We start from the raw sequence: 19581 nt of genomic DNA, 5'->3' as shown, positions 1-19581 counted from the left end.
TTTGAATCCGAAGGACTGCTAATCGCCAATAGCAGCTGCTCATGAGCGACCGCTAGCGGCCATGGGCCGGCGTAGATGACAGGTCAGCTTCCGGCCAGAAGCTGCCCTTCAGGAAGGCCAGCAATCGTCCAGAAGCAGGCTTTCACCTGCATTGACAAAGCAGCGGCCGATCCAATTGGCTATCGATTTAGAACATGTGGCTGTTTGTGGTCGAAAGCCGGTCGTGGGGAAGCAGCGAATGTACCGGGAATGTGCGTGAAACGTTGTCATCTTTCTTCCTTCAGATGTCCCGCGCACAGTCTCCTCTGTTATTCTGATTCAAAAATCATGCGTGTGGATGAGACGCGATGTTGCATTCAATACAGTTATCAAGCGGCAGATATGTCGGCTAATTAATAGTTGGGGAAGCTGAGTATGCACCGCTTAATAGCAAATGGACTTGTTTTCATCAGTATTGCGATATTATGTTCTGGCTGCACATCCTATTCGTCCCAGCCGACAATCAACGAACACGTTGAACCCGAAGAAAAAGAAAATATCTTCAGCTTCAGTTACGAAATAAACTCTCCATGGAAAGATAGTCGCTTTGCCAGGGACGCATACGCAGCGACACTAAAATTTATTCCAGGCGCGCAAAATACTAGCTCAAACCTTACAGCTTTGCCCCTTCCTACCTTAGAAATAAAAATCTCGGAATTTTCATCTGGCGGCGCTTGCGCACAAGAATATTTAACGGGCTTGAGTCTTGGTTTAATTCCTAGTTGGTGTTCAAGGCCAAACCTTTTCAAGTTTGATTTCATACTGAATAAAGACCACAGCTTTTGCAGGCAAAGAACTTATTCAATAAGTTCCACGTCCTTCTCACATCTCACGATGATTCCCTTCGCCCTGTTCAATGCGGAAAATCAACCATTAACGCTCTATAAGGCCGCGCTAAAAGATTTCCTTCAAAGAGGTCAATGTACAACGTCCTAACAGGTACGTTCACATGCTTCGCCCGCCGCTACGGAGGCCCCATGTCAAGCATGGGGGGCCGTTTGAGGTGGAAACTTATCTTAGGTGACCGTCTGCTTCTGGCCGAGGCTGTGTAAAAACATTTTTGAGCGCGACAGGTACTCAAAACCGGACTTAAAATCGCGCTTCTACGCGAAATCCACATCTGCTCACGTGCCGATAAATTTCAGATTTAACGTAGACGCGCGCACTTCAATCTTGGCGAAGCGTTTTTACACACTCTGGGCCGATAGCGGTCGGTCTGTAAGCATCGGCCGAAGGACCATGCTTTACCCCTGGGTGTCTTCGCGAAGCGGTTTCGCCTTTGTTGAACCCGCAACGCGGAAGGAGCCCAGGGGGGGGGCTGTTGGTCGATGGCTGCCTTTGGCAAAGGGCTGCTATCGACCCAGGTTGTGTGAACACGAGCTGGAAGCAGTTAACTAAACGTGATGCAGACTGGTTCCATCTCTACCAACGAATTTTCACAGGCCCCTACGAGATCTCGCACACAGTAAAGCCTCCATCCCTTACCTGATCCCCACTTTGCCGCGACAGGTTCAAGCGAAGACTCTTCCTCCTGCGTTGCGCGAGCCCAATCATCGTGCCCGATCTCAGCGATCAATTGAGCCTGGTAGACCTGTAAGAATGGAAGCAAGCTTTTCGCTTGTTCAACCTCTATGAGGACAAATTCTGCTGTATCGAGTTGCTGTTTAACATTTTCGACCAGTTCGTGCGCCTGCAACGGGAGTGCCTCTAACACAGCCTCCAAGGCTGATCCGGATTTGTCAGCACTTTGGAAGGTGCCACAGATGATGTTCCCTCCTGCCATATCTTTCCCCTATCGTGGCTTCGAAGCTTGGATTAGGCAGCTCGCGATTACGTGTCTAACGTCGATTTTTTGCTGGTCTACGCCCGTTGCGAGCGGCCAATTAATCCAAGGCTTGATGAAAAATCTGCGATTCTCTGACCTTCTGGTGGTCGAGATCGTGACGGGACCTTTCAATCATTTCTTACCTGTTTGAGCCAGTTCCAGAAAGGATCACTGGATTCATGCGCGTCCATGCTTGTTGTGCTTGAGATGAGATCTGATGCGCGCGCCGGGACGCTGAGGCCAAGCGTGCATTCCACGTACGCCCGCAATGCCCTAGGTGGCGCTGGGTAGTCATCATCTGCGTATTGCTGCTCCCGCAGTTCGGCCGGTGTTCTCGTAAACTCCTCTGGCCAGCAGTGCTCGTTGTAACCGATGGCCAGTAAGCGAATCAGGTCTTGCGTACTATTGGTCAAGACGCAGAGCATGTCTGATCCCGAGCCCGAGCCAAGATGGACGATTCGCTGCTGATCGTGGTCGTCCAGCCACAACCCTGCCCACGATCCATCGCCACCAGTCCTGAGGAATATTGATAGCCGCTCGTTTACTCTGGGATCTTCGCAGGCCGTCCATCGAGCAGTATCGGCGGAGTCAGGAACGTGAAAGGCGGTGATAGCGCTGTTGTTGTATTCAGGTTCGGGATGCAAAGTCATGTAGCGGCCCCCGGTCCTATAGTGCCGGACGCAGCCTAGTGCTTCCAGGAATTCCATGGTCTGTCGTAATACTGGAGGTACCGGATTGCTTGCCGGGAAGGCGGCCACTAATTCGTTGGTGAAGCTCATGTCTTTCCTGACCATTGTCTTTAGCGAGTATCGTGAATAAAGGTGGATAGCTATGCCCGGAATATATCGCCATGTGCGACCCAATGCCCGCTTCTGGCCGGTAGCTGCCTGTGGTGAAAGCGGCAACCGACCAAAAGTTGTCATTTTTTAGTCAGAGCTTGTCGCAGTTTAATCTGACGAACTGTTTCTATTGGTTCCAGGGACAAGCCGATCGTCGCTCCCGCAGGCACCTTCAAACTGGGATCCGACGACTGGCTCGCGCTTGTCACCGCACGCTGAGAAATGACTCCTATAGCCTCTCCAGCCTCGTTGACTATTGGTCCACCACTCGCGCCACTATTAACACCATTGTCCATATAGAACAAACTAAAATCGGCGGATATATTTTGTTCTGAGTTACTTGCATGAATTCGTACATGGTTGCCGACTATCGCACATTTTGTCATGGGGCCCATCATGTCAGCGATGTATCCGGATTGCATCGCACCAAGGAACTCCTGCATTCCCGGAAAGTCTTTTTTGGAAATTCTATTCAGATTAAATGGTAGCGATAGGTCGTCGGAAAAACCGGATAGAAAAACCTTATCACCCAATTTGGGAGGTGTAAGGCTAGCTGGAAGATAGTTAAAGACGCCAGATTGCTTCTCTTTCGGAGCAAGGGCTGCAATGTCGAGCTGTATAGTCTCAGAAAATGCATCGACGTTAATGCCCACGGAGCAAAAAATCACGAAATACTCTATCACTGGGCGACCGGGAAATTTTACGAAAATTTTTGCATTTGGATCCGTATAGTCTTCCAAGCGTATTGGCATTCGCCCAGTTACAACATGTGCCGCGGTGATTACTTCTCCATCTTGCGTATAGGCAAAGCATGTACCTTGACTTATTGTCTCGCCGTCCAGGACAACAGTAACATAGCCACAGCTATTTTTTATATTCTCATATACCTTACTGTACATTTGATTTAACTCTTATTTAGTTTTCCATTGATTGGAGTTCTCCAAAATTTTCTGATGCACCATAAAAATCCTGACTCGTAAATATTAGTTATATTCTACTTGAAGTCTCGCTAAAACGTCTTTCTCTGGCCGTTTTTGCCCTTCGTGACCGTCTGCTTACGGCCGATTTTCGCATGTTAGAAAGGGTAGAAATCGACCCATTGCGATGAGAGAGATCACCGCTGCCCGTCGTTGCTAGACATCGGTAAGTCAATCAATCTGTTTTAACGACTTTGCATGAGCAGCTTTGGCTCTCAACTTACTTCCTCCCCAGATAGCGAATGCAGCTAACAAAAGGGTGACTAATCCCATTACGAAATGCTTCCCGGGGCCGGGCATTGCTCCCATAGCTGCGGCGATAACTCTCATGATTCCCGAGAAGGCCCATACGCAGCCAAGTATTGTCAGTATCCATCCAATGATACGCATAGCTGTCTCTTCCTGAATGATTTTGGAGGATCGGTGGACTGTAACATTGAATCACCCCTATTTTTGTCGAAGCTGAATGACAGCTCTTGGCCGTTAGCGGTCTAGTCTGATCGGCTCCTATCGACCCTTGCAGCCGTTCGAGGTGTCTACGAAACCAGGAGCGATTCAGATCAGCAACCCCAGCCCTGGGAATTCTCTGCTCATTCGTGACAATCTAAAGCCAGTCACCTTCCAAGACTCAAGAGAACACTGAATGTCGCTACCGACCAAAACGCCCCTTCGCAACGTTCACATGCGAGCATTAGCGAGCGTCAACGACCAATTGTGCCTCACCCTGTTTATGCACGAAGATGTCGCTGCGCGATGGCAGGAGTTAGCGACGTTGCGTCCGACTGAATTCACGAGCGAAGTGTTCCCTGACAACGAGTTCGCCGAGCGAATACACGTTCCTATGACACGCCTGTTGTCGTTTCGTGATGCTCAACTCAATACATCGCTGGGAGTGAGCTTCGCTTTCGCTGTCGAGCAATTGCTTCTCTTCATCGAGGCTGCTTTACGGCACTGGGGAGATATGGCTGAAACCCCCATTACACTGGCTGATCCCATTGATGAGACCTTGAATCAGCATTTGGTGACGCATACTGTGCCAATAGAGTCCTCATTGTTGAGGACGGTTAAATACCTGAGATTAAGACGAAACCACGTAATCCACGGGGCCACTGAGCTTTCGAGCGAGTACTCGAAGCTCCTGAAGCACGACGCACCAAGTCTTCAGAGATTCTGGGAGGCACGCTCATCCAACCCCGGCATGATTTTCGGAGACAAATCTCCAACAACCTTTTCTCCCAGTGAGACGATTACGTTGGTCAAGCTCGTCAGGATATGCCTTGAAGAGATTGATACTAGCGTTGCAGGTCAGCTGCGGCCAAATTGGATCTTCAGATCAATCAATGCGGGGCTTTTGAAGGATCGTCATGAACTACGCGTGAGAAATCCGGTGTTGGTGGGGCGAAGAATCCGAAAGATCAAACATCTTTCGGGCTCGATGTACGGTCTGCACGTTCAAGCTTCAGATATTGCGAGCGCTCTGGGAGAGTCTCTCCAATAGATAAGTCAATTCGATACAAAGGTCTGTCATATCGATTCCGCTGACAGACCGCTTTTGGCCGAAAGCAGTCTTTGCCGAATGCCTGCACAATTACTATCCATCAGCCACAACCTGTAAATGCCAGCATCAAAACGGGCGCCTTAAGCGCCCGTAATCCCTTAACGTTCAACCTGCGCCTGAAGCCGCCGACCAATCACCTCCAGCAAATCACACCCATCCCGCAGCGGAATCACCAAAAGCTGTGCAAAATCCGACAGCACCACGGTGTCGCTGGCGATCTCGGAGCGAAACGCAATGTTTTCCAAGACCTGGGTAACCACGCGAATACGGTAGTCAGCGGTTGCATGCAAGACGTCAAGCGGTGCTTGGGTATCGATGAGTAGGGACGCAGGGGTACAGTCGATGCCGGTGATAGGAACGTATCTTTCCATGTTTGAAACTCCGATCTAGTGAGGTTTTAACCACTCAATCGTCGCCAAACAATTGGGTGGCAGTTGCACGCAGGTTGGCGAACCGGGATCGGAACCGGCAGACCCGAAGGTCTCCCGCGCACAACTGCCATAACGGACAGCCGCGCAAGTGTGCCAAAGCCATCGCAAAAAACGCAGCACTTTTGCACGTGATCCCAGGTCGCCAAACCTGATCGCCATTTGGGCGACGTGAGGGACTATAGATTTGCGCACCCAAGACGAACAAGGTGAGAGATTCCGAAGCCTTCGTAGGAATCATGAGAACTCTCCAAGGAAACGAACCGACTTTATCCATTTCTGTAGGAATAGTTGCTCACACTGCAGAAACCCCACCCCAACCCCGAGGCCGCGACATCCGGTATCCTGCGCCTCTGGAACACCATCCCGGCCCGAGGCGTTCCAATCGTCATCCCGGCCCCTCGAACAGTCTGCAAAGCAACGCAACAGGAGGCATGCATGTTGATAGGACATCGGTTCGAGCGCACCGCGCAGGGTGACCTGTACATCCATTCGCGCAACGTGGTGCAGAGCTTGGTCGTATGGGTGATAGGGGCGGTGGCCTTTCTCTTGCCCATGGCGTTCGCTGTGTTCGTGATGGTTGATGGGGCCTCGTTGATGGCGGAGGTGGATCCACTGTCCGCTCTATTGATGATGTTGCTGTGGCTGCTGATTCCTGCCCTTGGTCTGCTGCTGGTGGTGTACACCGGCGTCCACGAAACGTTGGTGTTGTCGCGGGTCGACGGCGAAGGCAAGCGCCTGACTCGTAACCTTTTCGGGCGCCGCGAGCGTGTGCAATCGGCCTTCCGGATCGAGGCTGCCAAATCCCTCGAACTGCGCCGCCTCCCGCAGGCTGGGCGAGCTCGCACCCAGCTGTGGCTGATACTGCGCGATGGCACCGCGCAGCGCCTGACGACCGACAACGTTCCGGTGGTGCCGGGCAGTCAACGCACGGACGTGTGGCTGCGGGAGCTGGCCGATTACCTGGGCGTGGCGTTGCCCACTGAGGTCGTCGAGGGGGCGGCGCCGGTTGTGACGGTGCCCTATAGGCCAACTCCGGCCCCTAGCAGCGGCAAGGCAGTAAGGGCAGCCCGTCAGCGCCGGGAACAGGGTGACGCTGCTGCGCCTGAGCCGACCGAGAAACTGGGCGTGCCCGCACGTGCCTTGCTCACGCTATTGGGCGCCTTCTTTGCGGTGCTGGAACTGACTAACGTCATGAGCTTGGTGCCGGCCATTTTTACCGGACGGCTGCGCGTCAGTGGCTTTCGAACGGGCTCGACGACGTTCTATTGGGCCGAGCAGCCGCTGAGCTTTTCCTTCAACTTGCTGGTGGGTGTCGCCGAGGGCGTGATCGTCGGCTTTATTGCCTGGGGTTGCCTGCGCGTGGCGATCCAGGGGCGCATGAGCTCCAAGACCTGAAAGCGGTCGATTCGGTCGTCGTTGGGTTGGAAGGTTGAGAGGGCGCGGCGCAACTGAATGCGATTTTTAAACAGCTACAGAGGAGATGAGCATGGAACGCGACAACGACAGCAGCGCCTACATCACCACCACCCAGGCGCTGGAAAGCCTCTACGGCCCCGTCGCGACACCCTCGATGCTCAAGGAAGTCGACCATATCCATCCGGTTTACCAGCCCTTCATCGAGGCGGCATCCTTTGTGATCCTCGCTTCCTCAGGCCCCGGAGGGCTGGATGCGTCTCCGAGGGGTGACGCGCCGGGGTTCGTTCATGTCCATGACAGCAAGACGCTGTATCTGCCCGATCGCCGTGGCAACAACCGTATCGATTCGCTGCGAAATATCGTCGAGGATCCCCGGGTCGCGCTGCTTTTCCTCGTGCCGGGCGTGGGGGAAACCTTGCGCGTGAATGGCACGGCTAGGATATCCGTCGAGCCAGCCCTGTTGTCCCGCTTCGCAGTAAAAGGGCAACTCCCTCGAACCGTTCTGGAAGTCACCGTAACCAGTGTTTATTTCCAGTGCAGCAGGGCAGTGGTCAGGGCGGGGTTGTGGGACGTGAAGCGGCAGATCGAGCGCAGTGCATTGCCCACGGCAGGCGAGGTGTTCAAACGCATCTGCCCATCACAGGTCGATGGCGACGCTTATGACAAGGCACTGCCGGAGCGTGTTGCCAATACGCTTTACTGACGGTTTTATAAAACACTTCAATACCCAGGCCCGAGAAGCCCTGGGTATTGCCTGTTGTTATCGATAAGCCGAGATGGCAGTTCCCCGTAAGATCATTTGTTTGAAATGACCTCACTCATGTATTGATGCAGATCGCGCAGGTCGTTGACGCTCCAAGGGTGCGGCGGGATCTTCACGCCATTCTCTTTCAAGGTCCTTGGAATCAGGTTTCCATTGGGGCGAAGTATGATCGAAGAGACAATCACACCCGGGTAATCGGCCAGTCGTTTCTTGAAGGCGGGTGTCGTAAGGTCGGGGGTTGGAGGGTTGCTTTTCTTGGCCAATGGCCCTGTTCCCTTGATATCCGCGCCATGGCACACGGCGCATCGCTGAAGATAGAGCGTTTTCCCATTGGCGTTGTCCGCGAAGGAGGCTGACGCTTGGATGAATGACAGGATTCCGAGTAGCGCGACGAATGATGTTTTGATGTTCATGTGACCTATTCATGGCCGAGCGTTTATCGGTGGTAGCACCGAACGCGTACAGCTGTGCATGTAATTGGGCGTGACTGCGGGATAGGACAGCTTGGCCGTTAAACCACGTTAGATCTAAGGTTAACAAACGCGATGATTTGGGGTGGGGCATGAGGATAGGCGAACTGGCGAGAATCAGTGGGTTGGCGCCTTCGCGCATCCGTTTTTACGAAGCGAGCGGCCTGATCAAGTCTGTCGAACGCAAGGCCAATGGTTATCGGGACTACGCCCCCGAGACGGAGTGGATCCTGGAGATCATCACCGGCGCACAGGCAGCGGGGTTTTCATTGGAAGAAATCCGACAATTGCTGCCGGTCGATGCCAGCGGCTGGCAGCATGAAGAGTTGCTCAGTGGGCTCAGGCGCAAAGTTGCGGAGATCGAAATCATCCAGCAACGACTGGCCCAGAATAAAGCTCAGCTTTTGTTGGTCATTGATGGTATCGAGGGTAAGCCCGAAGGCTTGGGGTGTGCGGACAACACGCAGCTGTTGTTGCACCGATTGCGCGAAGAGAGTGTGGCGCCTGCCAAGAAAAAAGCGGCTCGCCAGGCTTCAGAACACAACCCCAGAAATCACCAGGCCTCGTTGCGGGAGCTGAAAAAAGGGGGTTGACCTTAAAGTTCACTTCAAGCTTAAGGTGGCCCTACGTCAAATGAGGACCGCCCCATGAATGTGTTCGATGCCCTGATGCTTCCCAATGGTTCGACGCTCAAGAACCGAATCGCCAAGGCCGCCATGGAGGAAAACATGGCGGATGCCGAGCAGGCACCCTCCGAAGAACTGATGCGTCTCTACCAGGCCTGGGCCGACGGTGGGGCCGGCCTGATCATCACGGGCAACGTGATGGTCGATGGCCGTGCCATGACCGGTCCGGGCGGCGTGGTGCTGCAGGATGACCAGCAATTGGACAAGTTCAAACGCTGGGCGCGTATTGGTCGATCCGCAGGTGCTCAATTCTGGCTGCAGATCAATCACCCCGGTCGTCAGATGCAGGCAAACCTTGGGCAGAAGGCCTGGGCACCGTCAGCCATACCGCTGGAATTGGGCACATTGTCCAAGCACTTCGCCACGCCGCACGCGATGACTCAAGAGGTGATCGAAGAGGTTATCCAGCGCTTTGCGCGCACCGCACGCCTGGGTGAACAGGCCGGTTTCAACGGCGTGGAAATCCATGCCGCCCATGGCTATCTGTTGAGCCAGTTTCTTTCGCCGCTGAGCAATCGCAGGACGGACCAGTGGGGCGGTTCCCTGGAGAATCGGGCGCGTCTGTTGCTTGAGATCGTCAAGGCGGTGAGGGCAGTGGTTTCTGTGGACTTTGCAGTGGCGGTCAAACTGAATTCTGCCGATTTCCAACGGGGAGGATTCACGGCCGATGACGCCAGGGAGGTGGTCGAACGGCTCAATGACCTGGGTGTGGACCTGGTGGAATTATCCGGCGGCAGCTACGAAGCACCCGCCATGCAGGGTGAGGCCCGCGATGGTCGCACCCTGGCGCGCGAGGCCTATTTCGTTGAGTTTGCCCGTGATATCCAGGCTGTCGCCAAGATGCCCGTCATGGTCACCGGTGGCATACGTCGACGTCCGGTGGCCGAAAGTGTCGTCCAGAGTGGGGTGGACATGGTGGGCATCGGAACGGCCTTGGCCATCGATCCGCACTTGCCTCGCGATTGGCTCCAAGGCAAGGACAATGCCCCTCAGTTGCCACCGATCACTTGGAAGAACAAAGCCGTCGCGTCCCTGGCCAACATGGCTGTCGTGAAATTCCAGCTGCGCAGGCTCAGTCGACAGGGAAAGACCGATCCTGATGTATCGCCGTTACGCGCGCTGATCTTGCAGCAGCTTGGCATGGCATGCCGCACTCGCCAGTACCGGCGCTGGATAGAAAAACGTTCAGCGTGACGCGACGCCGTGGCTGCTCAAGCCCCGGCCACGGCCTCGCGCACGAAGTCTTCATAGGTGCGTAGTGGGTGGATTCGTCAGGAACAGTCGAACCTCACCGGCTTCTGCAGATGTTTCTCTTGAAGCACTCAAGACAAATCGTGCAGATCCTTGCCAAGCGCTGGCCCAAGCGTCCAGTCCGAAAACAGCACTTTCAATCCACCTCGCTTGGGGCTGCAAGCCATCGGGCCGACCCGGTAATTCGGTGCGACAGGGAAGGGGCATAACCGCACCAACGGCCAGTGGCTGCCGTCGGACGAAACCTGCAGCCGAAGCACGCCGTCGGCCACCGTGGCGCGCATCCAGAAGTCGGTGGGGTCTGCGGTATAAGGGCTGGTCGCCCAGTCGGACTTTCCATCCGTGAGCACGCTGCTGAGCATGGCGTGTCCGTCGCTCAGCTCGATACCTGCCTTGACCCATTGCCGCTCGTTGATCCGGACCATGATGCCGGCTTGATCGTACAGCGCCTCGAAGGTGCCGCGGATACGGAATTGGCAGGTGAAGCGGGAGGGGGCTTCAAGGCCCAGGAAGTGACCGCTGTCGTGGGTAAAGCCGTAGTAGGTCTCGCGCCAGAAGTCCGTTTCTTTGTCTGTCAGCAGTTCCAGCGTGGTTTCTGTGGGCGTATAGATCTTCGGTTCATTCAGCCATGAGCCGTTGAGCAGTGCTAATTCCAAAGCAGACTCCTGTCGTAGTGCGGTTAGGACCGATCCCTCAACTATGTAACATTTTTCATCCGTGCGCTGACAGGTGAGTTGATGAAAACCTGTGGCGAGGGAGCTTGCTCCCGCTGGCCGCGAAGCGGCCTTCTAACAAGCGCTGGGAGTTGACTGGATACACCGTGTTGGCGGGTTTCGGGACTGCTTTGCAGTCCAGCGGGAGCAAGCTCCCTCGCCTCGGGGTTTTGTGTTGGTCGGTGGACTGAGTTGTCAGCTTTAGGGTCGCTTCGCGCCCCAACGGGGATAAATCCCCTCGCCACAAGAAGGGTCAGCGGGATGCCGCTCAGCGCAGTCCGATGGCTTTTGTGGGGAGGGTGTTGCGACTACCCTTCGAACTCCGTCTTCAACATCGTCAAAAACGCTTCCCTGGCAGGATGCCGGCCAGCGTTTTCATGCCAGTAGAACAGGTTATCGATGCCCGTCAGCTCAGGGAATTCATACCCTGTCCAGCCAGCCCCCTGGCGGTATTGCTCGTAGATCCCGCGAGGCACCAGCGAGACGCCGGCACCGGCACTGACGCAGCCGACGATGGCGCCATAGCTGGCGATGCTGATGATCGGTTGCGCTTGGTCATGGCGCAGCAACCACTGCTCCAGGGCGAAGCGGTACGGGCAGCCCGGGGGCCACATGAAAATGGCCTTGCCTTGCAGGTCTGCGGCGTTGCGCAACGGGCCGTGGGATTCGGAGGCGATGAGCATCAGGTCTTCGCGGTACATCACCACGCGCTTGAGCCCCGGCCGTTCTACATCGACCGCCACGATCACACCGTCGAGCCGGTGGTGCTGGGTATCGTCCAGCAACTGTGCCCAAGTCCCCGTGCTCAGCTCCAGCGACACCTGAGGATACTGCGCGTGGTATTTGGCCAATAACTGAGGCAGGCGCCCCGTGGCGCTGGATTCGATGGCGCCTATGCGCAGCGGTCCGCTTGGCGTGTGGCTGGGGTTTACCGCGCGGCGGGCTTCTTCCGTCAGGCTGAGGATTTTTGTCGCGTACCCCAGGAACACCTCGCCCGCCGGGCTGACCCGCAAGCCGCGACCTTCACGAAAAAACAACGGTGTACCCAGCTCCCGCTCCAGGGATTTGAGCCGTGCCGTGATGTTGGACGGTACGCAGTGCAGCACTTCGGCGGCGCGGGCGATGCTGCCGGTGTCGCAGACGGTCTTGAGCATGCGCAGTTGGGACAGTTCCATGGCTCACCCAAAGTGAATGGTTGGCTGAGTTTAAGTCACTTGTATTGAGGGTTGGTGGTTTTGATACTGCGGCGTAAATAGACCAGACGCTCAGTGCGCAGGAACTCTGAATGGAAACCCGATGTGTGCCGTTTGACGGCTTGAAGAATCCCGGCAGACCCCGCGTGAAAGTGATTCTGGCGACGCTGTTCGTGATTCTTTGCTGGGCCTATTCGCCGATTGGTATTCGCATCGGCCTGCAGGCCTACGAACCGGGTCAGCTGGCGTTGATGCGGTTTCTCATCGCCTCGGTGTTCATGGCCGTCGTCGCGATGGCGAAGGGTATTGCCTGGCCGCGTCTCGGGGATTTGCCGTTGCTGGCGGTGTTGGGTTTCTTTGCCGTGAGTCTGCACCACATCGCCCTCAATTACGGTCAGCGGGGCGTCAGCGCAGGGGCGGCCAGCGTCCTGGCCCAGTCCACGCCGTTGTTCAGCACGTTGTTGGCGCATTTTGTCTTCAAGGACAGAGTCGGCGCTTGGCAATGGGGTTGTGTACTGTGCGGCTTGCTTGGCGCTGCCGTGGTCGTCACGGGGGATCGAGGCTTGGGTGATATGGACGCCCGTGGGCTATTGATCCTCCTGGCGGCGCTGTCCTGGAGTGTGTATTTCGCTTTGCAGAAGCACCATACCCATCGCTACGACGGCTTGACCCTGGTCTGCTACACCGTCTGGTCGGGCACGCTCCTGTTGTTCATTTTCGCGCCGGGCATGTTGAGCGCGGCGCGACAGGCTTCGGCTTCGGTGAACCTGGCGGTGTTGGTTCTCGGTATTTTTCCCAGCGCGCTGGCGTACCTTGCTTGGGCTTACGTGCTGGCCCACAGCAACGTGAGCCGCGCTTCCATGGTGCTTTACCTGATACCGCCCACGGCGATGTTGATGGCTGGTCTAGTCCTGGCCGAACGCCCAGCGGCGATGGTGATGGTTGGGGCGGTTATCGTGTTGGCGAGTGTGCTTGCGTTGAATGTCGGGCCGGCGAGTGTGGCGAAAGCCGGCTGATTCAGTAGTAGATGCAGGCAATGATGTTCGATGCTGTCCTGTTTAGGGCTGCTGCGCAGCCCAGCGGGAGCAAGCTCCCTCGCCACGGTTGTGTTTCGAGCCAACAACTTTCGATCGCTCCCGTGCGTGGGAATGCCACTTGGGACAATCAACGTACCGCCACCTTATTTTTTAACCTGATAATCCTGGCCCCACACGCGTACGGTGTTGATTTTCTCGTTCAACCCTTCAAACACAAACTTCTGCCGCACGGCCGTCTTCGGCGGAATGGTGACTTCATCCGGGTTTTCAAACCCTGCGAGCTTGTTGGCGTAACCGGCCTGGTCGATGGCGAGCAGGGCGCCCGTCTGGCCAAGGTTGATCAGGCGCAGTTGGGTGTCGGTGCTGTTCTTGAAGCCGAGGGTGACGCTGAAGGTGTCGTCAACGGGCTCCAGCTTCAGGACTTCGATGGTGACGCGGTCTTTCAGTTGCTCATTGGAAGAAATGATCGCGGCGCCATCGGCGCCCTGGGCCGATTCGCGGCCATCGAGCACGCCTTCGCTGACGCCGCCCAACAGGTTCTTGCCCGCGGTAATGAAGCTTGAGACGGCTGCCTTGGTCGAGTCCTTGATGAGGCTGCCGTCGGTTGGCTCGCCTTCGGCGAAGCACAGCGAGCTGAGCAAAAGGCTGGAGACGAAGAGGGTGGAGCGTGACGGCAGAAGGTTCATACCTGAGTCCTTGAGGGGGGCAGCGACATCGCCCGTCAACAGGGCGAACGGCAATGATAGCCGTGATCATGGGCCGCTAGCGATCTGCTTCCTTGAGTTTTTCCGACATCTTCACCAGCGTTGCCAACGAGTCCGCATTCATCTTGCGCATCAACGACCCGCGGCGCACTTTCACGGTTACCTCGCTCAAGCCCAGTTGGGCGGCCACCTGCTTGTTCAACAGCCCTGACACGACCAGGTCCATCACTTCGCGCTCGCCGTCAGTCAACGCGTCATGCCGACGTTTCAGCGCGTCGACACTCGCCGCGGCCTTGCGCCGTTCCTGGTCGCGGTTCAGGCCCAGGGTGATTGCATCGAGCAGGTCCTGTTCGCGGAACGGCTTGGTCAGGAACTCCAGCGCCCCGGCCTTCATGGCTTTGACGGACATGGGAATGTCGCCATGGGCGGTGATGAACACCACCGGGACCTGGATATTCAAACGCGCCATTTCCTGCTGGAAATCCAGCCCGCTCAGGCCCGGCATGCGCACGTCGAGGATCAGGCACGCCGGGACGTCCGGCCGTTCGGCGTCCATGAATTCACGGGCCGAGCCGAAGGCCATGCTCGCCAGGCCCACGGAGGCCAGCAGGTCTTGTAGGGAGGCCCGCACCGAAGGGTCGTCGTCGACGATGAAGACCCTCGAGTCGGTCTGGTCATGCATGTCAGTCTGGCTCATCGGATTCCCTTGTGACGGCGGGCAGGGTGAAGTGAAAGGTCGAACCTGAGGGCGAATGGCTGGTGGCCCAGAGTCGTCCGTCATGGGCCTCGATGATCGAGCGGCTGATGGCCAACCCCATCCCCATGCCGTCCTGCTTGGTGCTGTAGAAGGCGTCGAACACCCGTTCGCGGTCGCTGGCCGGCAAGCCATTGCCTTGGTCGGACACTGAAAAGAGCAGCTGCCCAGGCGACTCGAGCGTCACCTGAAACTGCAGAATCCGCTGGTCGACGTCAACCTGACGCATGGCGTCGAGCGCGTTCATCGCCAGGTTCAGGATCACTTGCTGGATCTGCACTTCGTCCGCCAGCATCGGCGGCAGTCCGTCCTGGACCTGCACCTGCACAGTGATGTTCTGCTCGTTCAGCTCGCCCGTCATCAGGCGCAACGCGGCATGGACCGTGTCGGCCACGTTCAGCCACTGCTTCGTCGGTGCTTGATGCCGGGCCATGCCGCGCAACCGAGCGATGATGTCGCTGGCCCGGTGGGTGTCGGCGATGATCCGCTCCACTGCCTGGCGGGCCTTGGGCAGGTTGGGCGGCTCGGTCGCCATCCAGCGCAGGCAGGCACCGCCGCTGGCGGCCACGGCAGCCAGCGGCTGGTTGACTTCGTGGGCGATCGAGGCGGCGAGTTCGCCGAGCATGTTGATGCGGGCGATGTGTGCCAGGTGGGCACGGGTCTGGTGCACCGTGCGCACGGCGGCCGAGAGCCGCAGCGCCAGGTACGTGGTGCCGGCGATGGCCGCGAGGCTGATCAGCACGTTGATCAGCCCGGCCTCCGTGTCGCCAAAACGCGTCAGCCGATAGCTCAGGATCGTCAGGACCATGCAGAGGATCGCGACCCCTGCCACGGCGCGTGCCGGCAGGATTCTCACCGCGATCAGCACCACCACGATCTGGAAGACCCCGACGGCGATTTCCAGGTCGGTGACCGTATCGATCGCCGCGATGCCGAGCGCCAACCCCAGCAGGAGCAGCAGGCGCAGGGTCAGCTGGGTCCTTCTCATTGAATGTCCATCGCGCATTGCTCCAATGACCGATCCAAGCAGTTTATACCGCAGCACCTCAGGATGGATTGTCCAGGCTGAACTGATCGGCCACTTCGTCATAGGCGAACAACTCGGCGTAGCGCCCCCATTGCGTGACACAGTCCAGCGTAATAGCGGCATCGTGCTCGGACATGAAATCTTCCAGTTGGTCTCGGAAACGCCTGGCCGGTGCGGTGCGGGTGGGGCGGTCGTCCAGCACCCGGCGCACATGCCCCACCAACGGCACATACTTAAGCAGGTGCCGGGCAAACAGGTGCTTGCGCTCATCCACCGCTGACTCGGCGTAGCGCAGCCCGGCCGGCAGGAGAGTGATGTGGCCGTCCTGCAGGTCGGCCAGGCGCAGGAGCTGCAACACCTCGGCGACCGGCAAAAGATCACTGGCGGTGTAGCGCAATGCGTCGGCGAGCTCGCGCAGATCCGCTTGGCCGGCAAACGGCTGATCCTGCACCGCTTCGATCAGCCCGGCCAGGGCATTGCTGGAAATCGACGGCAGGACCATGCCTACGCCGCTGCCTGCAAAGGTCTCCTGGCGTGCGGAGCCGATATTCGCGCCGCCGGCCATCTGCACGTAAATGTGTTCGACCAAGGCTTGGAACGCCGGGTCGGCGCGATTGCGCGGCTGGCTGAGGTCCACGACGATCTCACTCATGACTCGCCCCGGATTGGAGGAAAAAATCAGTATCCGGTCACACATCAGCACGGCTTCTTCGATGTTATGGGTGACCATCAGGATCGACCTGATCGGCATGCGCCCCTCACGCCACAACTCCAGCAGATCGGTGCGCAGCGTTTCGGCGGTCAATACGTCCAGGGCGGAAAACGGTTCGTCCATCAACAACACATCCGGATTGACCACCAGTGCGCGGGCCAGGCCGACGCGCTGGCGCATGCCGCCCGACAGCTCCTTGGGGAAGGCGCTTTCGAAGCCGTCGAGGCCGATCATATCGATGGCGGCCAGCGCGCGCCGACGTCGCTCGGGCGCCGCCACGCCTAAGGCTTCGAGGCCGACCTCGACGTTCTGCAGCACCGTCAGCCAGGGGAACAGGGCGAAGCTCTGGAACACCATGCGCACCGAACTCGCCAGCCCTTGGGCATTGGGCGGAAAATCCACCACCCCCGTGGTGGGCGAAATCAGGCCGGCGATGGAGCGCAGCAAGGTCGATTTGCCGGAGCCCGAACGCCCCAGCAGGCCGACGATTTCGCCCTCGTCCAGGCGCATGCAGACATTGTCCAGGACCCGGCGCTCGGCACCGCCGGCCGTGCCGTAGACATGGCCGATTTGCTGCACATCCACCAGGCAGCGTTTGTCTATCACTTGCATGGGATTGCCCTCAATCAATTCGAAGCCGACGTTCGGCGAAACCGTACAACGGGCGCCACAGCAACCGGTTGAAACCCACCACGAAAATCGACATGACCACGACGCCCAGCGCCACCCGATGCAGATCACCGGCCGTGGTGGCCTGGGCGATAAAGGCCCCCAAGCCGGACGCATACAGATGCTGGTCGCCCCAGGACACTGCCTCGGCGACGATGCTGGCGTTCCATGAGCCACCCGCAGCCGTGAGGGCGCCGGTGATGTAGTAAGGGAAGACGCCCGGCAGCGCGACCTGGCGCCACCACTGCCAGCCGCGCACGTGGAAGCTGCGCGACGCCTCGCGCAAATCCGTTGGCAGGGCGCTGGCACCGGCAATCACGTTGAACAGGATGTACCACTGGGTGCCCAGGATCATCAGCGGCGAGAGCCAGACATCGGGGTTGAGTTTCAGGGCGACGATGGCGATCACCGCAAACGGAAACAGCACGTTGGCGGGGAAGGCCGCCAGCAATTGCGCGACGGGTTGCAGGCGTTCGGCCCAGCGCGGGTTCAAGCCGATCCAGACGCCGATGGGCACCCACACTACGCTGGCCAGCACGATGAGCACGCTGACTCGCAACAGGGTGGCCAGGCCCAGGCCGAAGGTACTGGCGACGTCGTCCCAGCCCAGCGTGCTGCCAATGAAGCGCGACAAGTGCAGGATGCCGGCGATGCAGGCCGCGGCAACCAGGACGAGCCAGGCCAGGTCGGTGGCGCGGCTGACGCGGGCGCTGGTCTTGAAGCGGATGGACGGCAGCCGAGGGATCTTTTCCAGAAACATCGACGCCTTGAGGCTGCCCAGCGTCAGCAGCACCAGGGGCACCAGGCGAGTCGAGCGCAGCAGGTCATAGACCCTGGACCGTGGGCGTTTCTGGGAGGCGGTCTGTTCAAAGCGGAATTTGTCCGCCCAGGCGACAATCGGCCGGAAGAACAGCAAGTCATAGGCAATGATCACCCCAACCATGGCCAGCACCGCCCAAGCGATCGCGGTGATGTTTTGCTGCTCGATCGCCAGCGCCAGCCATGAACCGATGCCCGGCAGGCTGACGGTGGTGTCGCCGACGGTAATGGCTTCGGACGCGACGACGAAAAACCAGCCGCCGGACATCGACATCATCATATTCCACACCAGGCCTGGCGTGGCGAAGGGCAACTCCAGCCTGACGAAACGTTGCCATGGCGAAAACGAGAACTGTCGGCTGACGTCGTAGAGATCGTTGGGCACGGTTCTCAGCGATTGATAGAAACTGAAGGTCATGTTCCAGACTTGGCTGGTGAAGATGGCGAAGATGGCCGCGCACTCCACGCCGGTTTCCTTGCCCGGGAACAGTCCCATGAAGAACACAACGGTAAAAGTGAGAAAGCCCAGGACTGGCACGGATTGGAGAATATCCAACGCCGGCAGGATCACCATTGCCGCCTTGCGGCTTTTGGCTGCCAAGGTGGCAATGACCAAGGAAAAAACCAATGAAACAAACAAGGCGATGAACATGCGCAACGTGGTGCGCAAGGCATATTCCGGCAGGTGCACCAGATCCAGGGACAGTGGCGAAGCGTCCAGCACGCCGAGGGGCTGGTTCATCTGGTCCAGGCCATGGAATACAAAGGCAGCCAAGAGCACCAGGAGGCCCAATGACGCTATGTCGGCGCGCCAGGAATGGGCAGGGAGTTGTTCTCTGTTTTTGAAGGGCGTCAATGCAGGTGCAAGGAATGAAGGGCGCATGGATCACCTCTATTACGCTTTGAAAACCAGGGCTGCGACCACACTTGCGATCAATGGACGTGATGAAGTTGAAGCGCACTTGAGCGGGGGGGCGTTAAGTGCCCGGCAAGATTAAGTGTTGCCCGGGGCGATGACCACGCTGACTTGGGACATGAAAATATACGTTGGTATATCCGTTCCCTTCGGTGAGGGCTCGGTTGTGCGAGGAGGGTAGAAGGGCGTGCGTCTGATCCGTAGTTTTCTGCGCCAGGTGCCTCTGTAATGAACCCGGGCCCGGCCCCAGAATAACCATGCGGTTAGCCTAGTGAGCTGCCCGTGTACTGCAATTTTTTGGTCCAGGAGTACTCATGGCGAAGATGGCGATTTTTCTAGGTGGGTTTTTGGCACTGACTCTTCTGATCGGCGTACTGGCGACGATTTCGCCCGTATAGGCGCAGGCTGTTGAAGCTTCTGTGACGAGGGATTGCACCTCGCCACAACTCCACTGTGGTTTTGATTGCTTTTGTGGCGAGGGAGCTTGCTCCCGCTGGGGCGCGCAGCGGCCCTGACGCCCGCACCTCGGTCTAGCATTTTGGGGCTGCTGCGCAGCCCAGCGGGAGCAAGCTCCCTCGCCACAGGGCGGCTCCTGTTGCAATTTTTTGGTCCAGGAGTACTCATGGCGAAGATGGTGATTTTTCTAGGTGGGTTTTTGGCACTGACTCTTCTGATCGGCGTGCTGGCGACGATTTCGCCCGTATAGGCACAGGCTGTTGAAGCTTCTGTGACGAGGGATTGCTCCTCGCCCCAACTCCACTGTGGTTTTGATTGCCTTTGTG

The 19581-nt window shown here is 57.6% G+C and carries 19 protein-coding genes; 7 read left to right on the top strand and 12 right to left on the bottom strand.

The annotated features are described in order from the left end of the window. Positions 1-414 precede the first annotated feature (414 nt). Positions 415-975: a hypothetical protein gene (locus tag J4E53_RS10140; RefSeq protein ID WP_103308657.1), complete on the top strand. Its 561-nt coding sequence runs from the start codon at positions 415-417 to the stop codon at positions 973-975. Positions 976-1429: 454 nt separating this feature from the next. Here J4E53_RS10140 and J4E53_RS10135 read toward each other — a convergent pair whose 3' ends face one another. The 3 genes from J4E53_RS10135 to J4E53_RS10125 all read right to left on the bottom strand — a co-directional run bounded on the left by J4E53_RS10135 (position 1430) and on the right by J4E53_RS10125 (position 3602). After that, positions 1430-1822: a hypothetical protein gene (locus J4E53_RS10135; protein ID WP_103308656.1), complete on the bottom strand. Its 393-nt coding sequence runs from the start codon at positions 1820-1822 to the stop codon at positions 1430-1432. A gap of 170 nt (positions 1823-1992) precedes the next feature. Continuing rightward, positions 1993-2643, bottom strand: coding sequence for a hypothetical protein (locus J4E53_RS10130; protein ID WP_103308655.1), 651 nt, complete (start codon positions 2641-2643; stop codon positions 1993-1995). Positions 2644-2783: 140 nt separating this feature from the next. Beyond that, on the bottom strand, positions 2784-3602 hold the full coding sequence (locus J4E53_RS10125; protein ID WP_103308654.1) for a serine protease: 819 nt from the start codon (positions 3600-3602) through the stop codon (positions 2784-2786). 721 nt (positions 3603-4323) lie between these two features. On the opposite strand from J4E53_RS10125, the gene J4E53_RS10120 reads away from it, so the two are divergent. After that, positions 4324-5178: a hypothetical protein gene (locus J4E53_RS10120; protein WP_103308652.1), complete on the top strand. Its 855-nt coding sequence runs from the start codon at positions 4324-4326 to the stop codon at positions 5176-5178. Between the two features lie 158 nt (positions 5179-5336). Here the strand turns inward: J4E53_RS10120 and J4E53_RS10115 are convergent, their stop codons facing one another. After that, complete coding sequence (locus J4E53_RS10115) at positions 5337-5609, bottom strand: hypothetical protein (protein ID WP_103308651.1); 273 nt, start codon at positions 5607-5609, stop codon at positions 5337-5339. A gap of 495 nt (positions 5610-6104) precedes the next feature. Between J4E53_RS10115 and J4E53_RS10110 the strand changes: the two genes are divergently transcribed. Continuing rightward, positions 6105-7064: a hypothetical protein gene (locus tag J4E53_RS10110; RefSeq protein WP_103308649.1), complete on the top strand. Its 960-nt coding sequence runs from the start codon at positions 6105-6107 to the stop codon at positions 7062-7064. A gap of 91 nt (positions 7065-7155) precedes the next feature. Next, entirely contained in the window at positions 7156-7788 is a 633-nt protein-coding gene (locus tag J4E53_RS10105) for a pyridoxamine 5'-phosphate oxidase family protein (protein WP_103308648.1), read from the top strand. A gap of 92 nt (positions 7789-7880) precedes the next feature. On the opposite strand, the gene J4E53_RS10100 is transcribed toward J4E53_RS10105, so the two are convergent. Continuing rightward, entirely contained in the window at positions 7881-8261 is a 381-nt protein-coding gene (locus J4E53_RS10100) for a cytochrome c (RefSeq protein ID WP_177431699.1), read from the bottom strand. Between the two features lie 149 nt (positions 8262-8410). On the opposite strand from J4E53_RS10100, the gene J4E53_RS10095 reads away from it, so the two are divergent. Both J4E53_RS10095 and J4E53_RS10090 read left to right on the top strand, forming a co-directional pair. Beyond that, the gene (locus tag J4E53_RS10095; RefSeq protein ID WP_103308647.1) at positions 8411-8911 is read left to right on the top strand and encodes a MerR family transcriptional regulator; all 501 of its coding nucleotides are present in this window, start codon (positions 8411-8413) and stop codon (positions 8909-8911) included. 54 nt (positions 8912-8965) lie between these two features. Beyond that, the gene (locus tag J4E53_RS10090; RefSeq protein ID WP_103308646.1) at positions 8966-10198 is read left to right on the top strand and encodes an NADH:flavin oxidoreductase/NADH oxidase family protein; all 1233 of its coding nucleotides are present in this window, start codon (positions 8966-8968) and stop codon (positions 10196-10198) included. A gap of 128 nt (positions 10199-10326) precedes the next feature. Here the strand turns inward: J4E53_RS10090 and J4E53_RS10085 are convergent, their stop codons facing one another. Both J4E53_RS10085 and J4E53_RS10080 read right to left on the bottom strand, forming a co-directional pair. Next, complete coding sequence (locus J4E53_RS10085) at positions 10327-10911, bottom strand: DUF1349 domain-containing protein (RefSeq protein WP_060741641.1); 585 nt, start codon at positions 10909-10911, stop codon at positions 10327-10329. Positions 10912-11276: 365 nt separating this feature from the next. Further along, positions 11277-12143 carry a LysR family transcriptional regulator gene (locus J4E53_RS10080; protein WP_103308644.1) on the bottom strand — a complete coding sequence of 289 codons (867 nt, stop codon included), beginning with the start codon at positions 12141-12143 and terminating at the stop codon, positions 11277-11279. 110 nt (positions 12144-12253) lie between these two features. On the opposite strand from J4E53_RS10080, the gene J4E53_RS10075 reads away from it, so the two are divergent. Next, the gene (locus tag J4E53_RS10075; RefSeq protein WP_103308643.1) at positions 12254-13177 is read left to right on the top strand and encodes a DMT family transporter; all 924 of its coding nucleotides are present in this window, start codon (positions 12254-12256) and stop codon (positions 13175-13177) included. 164 nt (positions 13178-13341) lie between these two features. Here J4E53_RS10075 and J4E53_RS10070 read toward each other — a convergent pair whose 3' ends face one another. The 5 genes from J4E53_RS10070 to J4E53_RS10050 all read right to left on the bottom strand — a co-directional run bounded on the left by J4E53_RS10070 (position 13342) and on the right by J4E53_RS10050 (position 18766). After that, the gene (locus tag J4E53_RS10070; RefSeq protein ID WP_103308642.1) at positions 13342-13884 is read right to left on the bottom strand and encodes a hypothetical protein; all 543 of its coding nucleotides are present in this window, start codon (positions 13882-13884) and stop codon (positions 13342-13344) included. Between the two features lie 76 nt (positions 13885-13960). Further along, entirely contained in the window at positions 13961-14599 is a 639-nt protein-coding gene (locus J4E53_RS10065; protein ID WP_103308641.1) for a response regulator transcription factor, read from the bottom strand. Then, the gene (locus J4E53_RS10060; protein WP_103308640.1) at positions 14586-15644 is read right to left on the bottom strand and encodes a sensor histidine kinase; all 1059 of its coding nucleotides are present in this window, start codon (positions 15642-15644) and stop codon (positions 14586-14588) included. Before J4E53_RS10060 ends, J4E53_RS10065 begins: the two co-directional genes overlap by 14 nt. A 58-nt stretch (positions 15645-15702) precedes the next feature. Next, positions 15703-17007: an AAA-associated domain-containing protein gene (locus J4E53_RS10055; protein WP_103308639.1), complete on the bottom strand. Its 1305-nt coding sequence runs from the start codon at positions 17005-17007 to the stop codon at positions 15703-15705. A gap of 10 nt (positions 17008-17017) precedes the next feature. Continuing rightward, positions 17018-18766, bottom strand: a complete 1749-nt coding sequence (locus J4E53_RS10050) for an ABC transporter permease subunit (RefSeq protein WP_103308638.1) — start codon at positions 18764-18766, stop codon at positions 17018-17020. Positions 18767-19581: the final 815 nt, after the last annotated feature.

This window comes from Pseudomonas sp. FW305-28 (assembly GCF_017351395.1).
Lineage (GTDB): Bacteria > Pseudomonadota > Gammaproteobacteria > Pseudomonadales > Pseudomonadaceae > Aquipseudomonas > Aquipseudomonas fluorescens_AA.
The sequence above is the reverse complement of the archived record's forward strand: the minus strand, read 5'-3'. Positions and strand labels throughout refer to the sequence as shown.

Coding starts and splice junctions, on each gene's coding strand:
- J4E53_RS10140 (WP_103308657.1), top strand. CDS start 415: ATGCACCGCTTAATAGCAAATGGACTTGTTTTCATCAGTATTGCGATA.
- J4E53_RS10135 (WP_103308656.1), bottom strand. CDS start 1,822: ATGGCAGGAGGGAACATCATCTGTGGCACCTTCCAAAGTGCTGACAAA.
- J4E53_RS10130 (WP_103308655.1), bottom strand. CDS start 2,643: ATGAGCTTCACCAACGAATTAGTGGCCGCCTTCCCGGCAAGCAATCCG.
- J4E53_RS10125 (WP_103308654.1), bottom strand. CDS start 3,602: ATGTACAGTAAGGTATATGAGAATATAAAAAATAGCTGTGGCTATGTT.
- J4E53_RS10120 (WP_103308652.1), top strand. CDS start 4,324: ATGTCGCTACCGACCAAAACGCCCCTTCGCAACGTTCACATGCGAGCA.
- J4E53_RS10115 (WP_103308651.1), bottom strand. CDS start 5,609: ATGGAAAGATACGTTCCTATCACCGGCATCGACTGTACCCCTGCGTCC.
- J4E53_RS10110 (WP_103308649.1), top strand. CDS start 6,105: ATGTTGATAGGACATCGGTTCGAGCGCACCGCGCAGGGTGACCTGTAC.
- J4E53_RS10105 (WP_103308648.1), top strand. CDS start 7,156: ATGGAACGCGACAACGACAGCAGCGCCTACATCACCACCACCCAGGCG.
- J4E53_RS10100 (WP_177431699.1), bottom strand. CDS start 8,261: ATGAACATCAAAACATCATTCGTCGCGCTACTCGGAATCCTGTCATTC.
- J4E53_RS10095 (WP_103308647.1), top strand. CDS start 8,411: ATGAGGATAGGCGAACTGGCGAGAATCAGTGGGTTGGCGCCTTCGCGC.
- J4E53_RS10090 (WP_103308646.1), top strand. CDS start 8,966: ATGAATGTGTTCGATGCCCTGATGCTTCCCAATGGTTCGACGCTCAAG.
- J4E53_RS10080 (WP_103308644.1), bottom strand. CDS start 12,143: ATGGAACTGTCCCAACTGCGCATGCTCAAGACCGTCTGCGACACCGGC.
- J4E53_RS10075 (WP_103308643.1), top strand. CDS start 12,254: ATGGAAACCCGATGTGTGCCGTTTGACGGCTTGAAGAATCCCGGCAGA.
- J4E53_RS10070 (WP_103308642.1), bottom strand. CDS start 13,884: ATGAACCTTCTGCCGTCACGCTCCACCCTCTTCGTCTCCAGCCTTTTG.
- J4E53_RS10065 (WP_103308641.1), bottom strand. CDS start 14,599: ATGAGCCAGACTGACATGCATGACCAGACCGACTCGAGGGTCTTCATC.
- J4E53_RS10060 (WP_103308640.1), bottom strand. CDS start 15,644: ATGAGAAGGACCCAGCTGACCCTGCGCCTGCTGCTCCTGCTGGGGTTG.
- J4E53_RS10055 (WP_103308639.1), bottom strand. CDS start 17,007: ATGCAAGTGATAGACAAACGCTGCCTGGTGGATGTGCAGCAAATCGGC.
- J4E53_RS10050 (WP_103308638.1), bottom strand. CDS start 18,766: ATGCGCCCTTCATTCCTTGCACCTGCATTGACGCCCTTCAAAAACAGA.